Consider the following 4,841-nt stretch of genomic DNA (forward strand, 5'->3'; position numbering starts at 1 on the left):
GCTACGGCCTCTGCAATGGTCCTCATCCTGAGCTTGTCGAAGGACGAGGACCAAGCACGGGTTCGAAGGTTTCGATCCTGGGGTTCATCGATCGAGACAAAACTGAAAGAAGCCGGGCCGGTTCGCCGATCCGGCTTTTTCTTTGCGACCCATGCCCTGGACGATAATCTGAGCCTTGGCCGCGACGCGCGGCGGGGAGGCGTGACATGAGCAACAAGGCGATCATCGCCCTGGCGGCCGCGACCGTGCTGATGGCGGGAACGTCCCATGCCCAGACCATCGACAAGGACGGCATGACCGGTCCGGAGGTGCAGGCCTGGCTGCAGAAGGGCGGTTACAAGGCCGAGCTGACCAAGGATTCCTCGGACGATCCGCTGATCAACAGCGCCGCCGACGGCCAGACCTTCAAGATCTATTTCTATGACTGCAACGCGGCCAAGCGCTGCAAGGCCCTGCAGTTCTCGGCCGGCTTCGACCTGAAGACCCCGCTGGCGCTGGAAAAGGCCAATACCTGGAACCGCAAGAACCGCTATCTGAAGGTCTATCTCGACGACGACGGCGACCCCTATGTCCAGTACGACGTCAATGTGAACGCCGGCCGCACGGTCGCGGGCCTGGACGACGACTTCGGCGTCTGGACGGGGATGATCGGCGACTTCACGACGTATATCGGCTGGTAGGGCTAGAAAACCTCCGCTCATCCCGGCATTCGCCGGGATGAGCGGATCGATGGGGCGCTTCGATGTAGAGCAAACCTGCTCTAGAACCCTCCCATGACCGCCGCCCGCCTCCGCCCCCGCATCATGGGGATCGTCAACGTCACGCCCGACAGCTTCTCGGACGGCGGGCGGTTCTTCGATCCCGGCGCGGCCCTGGACCAGGCCCGGCGGCTGATCGACGAGGGCGCCGACATCCTCGACATCGGCGGCGAGAGCACCCGGCCCGGCGCCACGCCGGTGCCGGCGGCCGAGGAGATCGCCCGCGTCGTCCCCCTGATCGCGGCGATCCGCGCTGCCAGCGAGGTCACGATCTCGATCGACACCATGAAGCCCGCCGTGGCCCGCGCCGCCGTCGCCGCCGGGGCCACGATCTGGAACGACGTGGCGGCCCTGCGCTTCGCTCTAGATGCCCCCGAGGTCGCCGCCGAGCTGGGCTGCGAGGTGATCCTGATGCACATGCTGGGCGAGCCCGGGACGATGCAGGACGACCCGCGATACGGCGACGTGGTCGCCGAGGTCGAAGCCTTCCTTCTGGCCCGGGCCTTCACCGCCATGGCCGCCGGGGTGGCCAAGGAGAAAATCTGGCTGGATCCCGGCATCGGCTTCGGCAAGACCCCCGCCCACAACCTGGCCCTGCTGGCCGCCCTGCCGCGCTTCGTCGCCCTGGGCTATCCGGTGTTGCTGGGCGCCAGCCGCAAGCGGTTCATAGCCGCGCTCGACCCGCTGGGCGTCGAGCCGACGGGCCGCCTGGGCGGCTCGCTGGCGGCCCACCTGCACGGCGCGGCGGCCGGCGTGGCGGCGGTGCGGGCGCATGACGTGCGTGAGACGGCGCAGGCGTTGGCGGTGTGGCGGGCGATCGGGGGCGAGGCTTAGGGGTTGGCTCGCGGTGTTTATGCTCGGCGTTCTCTCCGCCCGGCGAGGCCCGGGCGGTTCGCACCCTTCTCACCAAGCTCAGCGAGCGGTCGCGTGAGATCACACCCACTTGCCCCCACCTGACCGCTTCGCGGTCTGTCCGCCCCCATAGGGGGCGGAGGACGCGCGCGCGGATTCCTCTTCCCCCTATGGGGGAAGACGGTCGCGAAGCGACCCGTAGGGGGCAAGTGGGTGAGCCGCCGAGCCCTAAAGGCGCCTACCCCAGACCCCCGACTTGCCGCTAGAACCCTCTCCATGACCCAAGCCTCGCCTTCCCCAGCCTATCGCGGCCGCGTGCTCGTCCTCGCCGGATCGGATTCCGGCGGCGGGGCGGGGATCCAGGCCGACATCAAGACCATCACCGCCTTGGGCGGCTACGCGGCCACGGCGATCACCGCGGTCACCGTGCAGAACACCCTGGGCGTCACCGGCGTCCATCCGATCCCGCTGGACATCATCGAGGCCCAGGCCCGCGCCGTGCTCGACGACATCGGGGCCGACGCCTTCAAGACCGGCATGCTGGGCGACGCGGCCACGGTCGAGGTGGTGGCGCGGGTGCTGGACAGCGCCAAAGCGATTCCCGCCGTGATCGATCCGGTGATGATCGCCAAGGGCGGGGCCTCGCTGCTGGCCGACCAGGCGATCGGCGCGCTGAAGAGCCTGCTGATCCCGCGCGCGGCCCTGCTGACCCCCAACGCCCCCGAGGCCGCCGCCCTGACCGGCCTGGTGGTCGAGACCGCCGACGACCTGCGCCGGGCCGGCGAGGCCCTGCTGGAGCTGGGCGCCCACGCGGTGCTGATGAAGGGCGGGCACGTCGCGGGCGAGCGGGTCGTGGACCTGCTGATCACCCGCCTGGGCGAGACCGCCTTCGAGGGCGAGCGGATCGACACCCGCCACACCCACGGCACCGGCTGCACCCTGGCCTCGGCCTGCGCGACGGGCCTGGCCCAGGGGCTGAGCCTGACCGAATCGGTCGCCCGAGCCTGGAACTATGTCCACGAGGCCATGCTGCGCGCGCCCGGGTTCGGGGCCGGACATGGGCCGCTGGATCACGCCTGGCCACTTCGCGTCGAAGGGGGGCGCAAATGAGCGACCTCGAAGCCCGCCTGGTCGACATCATCCGCGCCACGCCCACCACCCTGCAGGTGCTGAAGGTGGTCCGCGACCTGGACCTGCCCGACGCGATGATCTTTTCCGGCGCCGTCTACCAGCCGGTCTGGAACCACCTGACCGGCCGGGCGCCCGACTATGGGATCAAGGACTACGACGTGGCCTATCACGACGATTCCGACACCTCTTACGAAGCCGAGGACGTGGTGATCCAACGGGTGGCGGCCGCGTTCGAGCCGCCGCTGCGCGAACTGGTCGAGGTGCGCAACCAGGCCCGGGTGCACCTGTGGTTCGAGAAGAAGTTCGGGGCCGACGAGCCCTATCCGCCGCTCAAGTCCAGCGCCGACGCCCTGAAGCGTTTCGTGGCCACCGCCTTCTGCGTGGGCGTGCGGATGGAGGCCGACGACAGTCTTTCGGTATATGCGCCGTTCGGACTGGAGGACCTGTTCGCGATGCATCTGCGGCCCAATCCCCTGCGGGTGAAGGGCGCCGGCGGCTGGGCGCGCACCACCGGCTCGGCCCAGGCGCGGTGGCCGGAGATCACGGTCGAGGGGCAATAAGACAGCTGAAAATCCATTGTCACACAGGACAATGTTCGAATTGATCGGCGAAAATCCCGGTCCTACAGCTCATGGCTCCAACAGGAGTTCTCGCCATGCGCCAGTGGACCATCGACGCCTTCGCCTCGGGCCCGTTCAAGGGCAACCCGGCCTGCGTGGTCGAGCCCTTTGAAGCCTGGCCCGACACCGCCTGGATGCAGGCCCTGGCCGCCGAGAACAATCAGGCCGAGACCGCCTTCCTGCTGAAGACCGCCGACCCGGCCCGGTTCGGGCTGCGCTGGTTCACCCCGACGCTCGAGGCCCCGATCTGCGGCCACGCCACCCTGGCCAGCGCCCACGCCCTGTTTGAGGAACTGGGCGTGGCCGCGCCGCTGCTGACCTTCGACACCTTGGCGGGCGAGCTGACGGTTCGACGGGCGGGCCAGGTGTTGGGCGGGCCGGGGCTGGAGATGGATTTCCCGGCCGATCCGCCGCATCGGGTCGAGGCCGAGCCCGACCTGGCCAAGGCCCTCTCCCAGGCTTTGGGGGGCGTGACGCCGCTGGAGGTCTGGGCGGGGCAGTACCTGCTGGCCGTGGTCGCCGACGAAGCGAGCGTGCGGGGGCTGTCGCCGGACCTGGCCCTGTTGAGCACGGTCGGGGCGGGCCTGGCCCGCAGCGGGGCAGGGCAGGTGATCGTCGCCGCGCTTGCCGATCCAGGGGCCGACCCAGGCCGCGACTACGCCGTGGTCAGCCGCTTCTTCGCCCCGAGCGCCGGCATTCCCGAGGACCCGACCACCGGCTCGGCCCACTGCATCCTGATGCCGTTCTACGGCGACAGGCTGGGCGCGGCGACCCTGCGGTTCCACCAGGCCTATCCCGGCCGCGGCGGGGACCTTGAATGCGAAAACCGCGGCGCGCGCGTTCTTCTGCGCGGCCGCGGCTTCACCATGGTCGAGAGCCGGCTGAGGGTGGGACCGGCTCTCGGCTAGGCCCCTCTCGAGGCCTTGTGGGCTTTAGTAGCGACGGCCGTAATCGTAGCCATGGTCGCGGTCGCGGCGCTCGTAGCGGATCTGGGCGCCGATGCGGTCATAGCGGCGATCCAGATCGGCGCGCTCCCAGCCGTTCAGGCCGCCTCGGCGATAGCGGGCTTCCAGGCGGGCGGTTTCGCGCAGGTCGCTCTTCAGGCGCCAGGCTTCGTTGCGGGTAAGGCCGCCGCTGCGGATGCCCACGTCGATGCGTTGGTCGAGGCGGGCGACGCGATCGCCGCCGACGTCCTGACGGTGGCCGCGATCATAGCCATAGGCCTGGGCCGAGGCGGCGGCGGGGATGGCGGCGGCGGCGACGGCCGAGACCGCGGCGATCGAAAGCAGGATCTTTTTCATCGGTACGGTTCCTCTTGAATGTTTCCACGCCGACGAGGCGACGTTGACCTCAAGAGACCACACCCAATCTGAAACGGTTCTGAGCCGCTCGTTGTCTTGCGTTCAGCTAGGTGAACCATTGCTCCCCTTCCGGGGGAGCTGTCGGCGAAGCCGACTGAGGGGGAGCCGCGGGGGGCGCG

7 protein-coding genes are annotated in these 4,841 nt (G+C 69.3%); 6 read left to right on the forward strand and 1 reads right to left on the reverse strand.

Translation table 11 applies throughout. The annotated features are described in order from the left end of the window. The 6 genes from WAL33_RS03920 to WAL33_RS03945 form a co-directional block, all read left to right on the forward strand. A partial coding sequence (locus WAL33_RS03920) for a hypothetical protein (RefSeq protein ID WP_422178689.1) occupies window positions 1–210 on the forward strand: 210 nt, incomplete at its 5' end. Next, window positions 207–680, forward strand: a complete 474-nt coding sequence (locus WAL33_RS03925) for a YbjN domain-containing protein (protein ID WP_422178691.1) — start codon at window positions 207–209, stop codon at window positions 678–680. The genes WAL33_RS03920 and WAL33_RS03925, both read left to right, overlap by 4 nt. Window positions 681–773: 93 nt before the next feature. Continuing rightward, window positions 774–1,592, forward strand: coding sequence for a dihydropteroate synthase (folP, locus tag WAL33_RS03930; protein ID WP_422178693.1), 819 nt, complete (start codon window positions 774–776; stop codon window positions 1,590–1,592). A gap of 294 nt (window positions 1,593–1,886) precedes the next feature. Further along, on the forward strand, window positions 1,887–2,720 hold the full coding sequence (gene thiD, locus WAL33_RS03935; protein WP_422178695.1) for a bifunctional hydroxymethylpyrimidine kinase/phosphomethylpyrimidine kinase: 834 nt from the start codon (window positions 1,887–1,889) through the stop codon (window positions 2,718–2,720). Continuing rightward, window positions 2,717–3,301 carry a nucleotidyltransferase family protein gene (locus WAL33_RS03940; protein WP_422178697.1) on the forward strand — a complete coding sequence of 195 codons (585 nt, stop codon included), beginning with the start codon at window positions 2,717–2,719 and terminating at the stop codon, window positions 3,299–3,301. Before thiD ends, WAL33_RS03940 begins: the two co-directional genes overlap by 4 nt. Window positions 3,302–3,396: 95 nt before the next feature. Beyond that, window positions 3,397–4,269 carry a PhzF family phenazine biosynthesis protein gene (locus WAL33_RS03945; protein ID WP_422178699.1) on the forward strand — a complete coding sequence of 291 codons (873 nt, stop codon included), beginning with the start codon at window positions 3,397–3,399 and terminating at the stop codon, window positions 4,267–4,269. 24 nt (window positions 4,270–4,293) lie between these two features. Here WAL33_RS03945 and WAL33_RS03950 read toward each other — a convergent pair whose 3' ends face one another. Beyond that, window positions 4,294–4,662 carry a hypothetical protein gene (locus WAL33_RS03950; RefSeq protein ID WP_422178701.1) on the reverse strand — a complete coding sequence of 123 codons (369 nt, stop codon included), beginning with the start codon at window positions 4,660–4,662 and terminating at the stop codon, window positions 4,294–4,296. Window positions 4,663–4,841: the final 179 nt, after the last annotated feature.

This window comes from Caulobacter sp. (genome assembly GCF_049283275.1).
Taxonomy (GTDB): domain Bacteria; phylum Pseudomonadota; class Alphaproteobacteria; order Caulobacterales; family Caulobacteraceae; genus Caulobacter.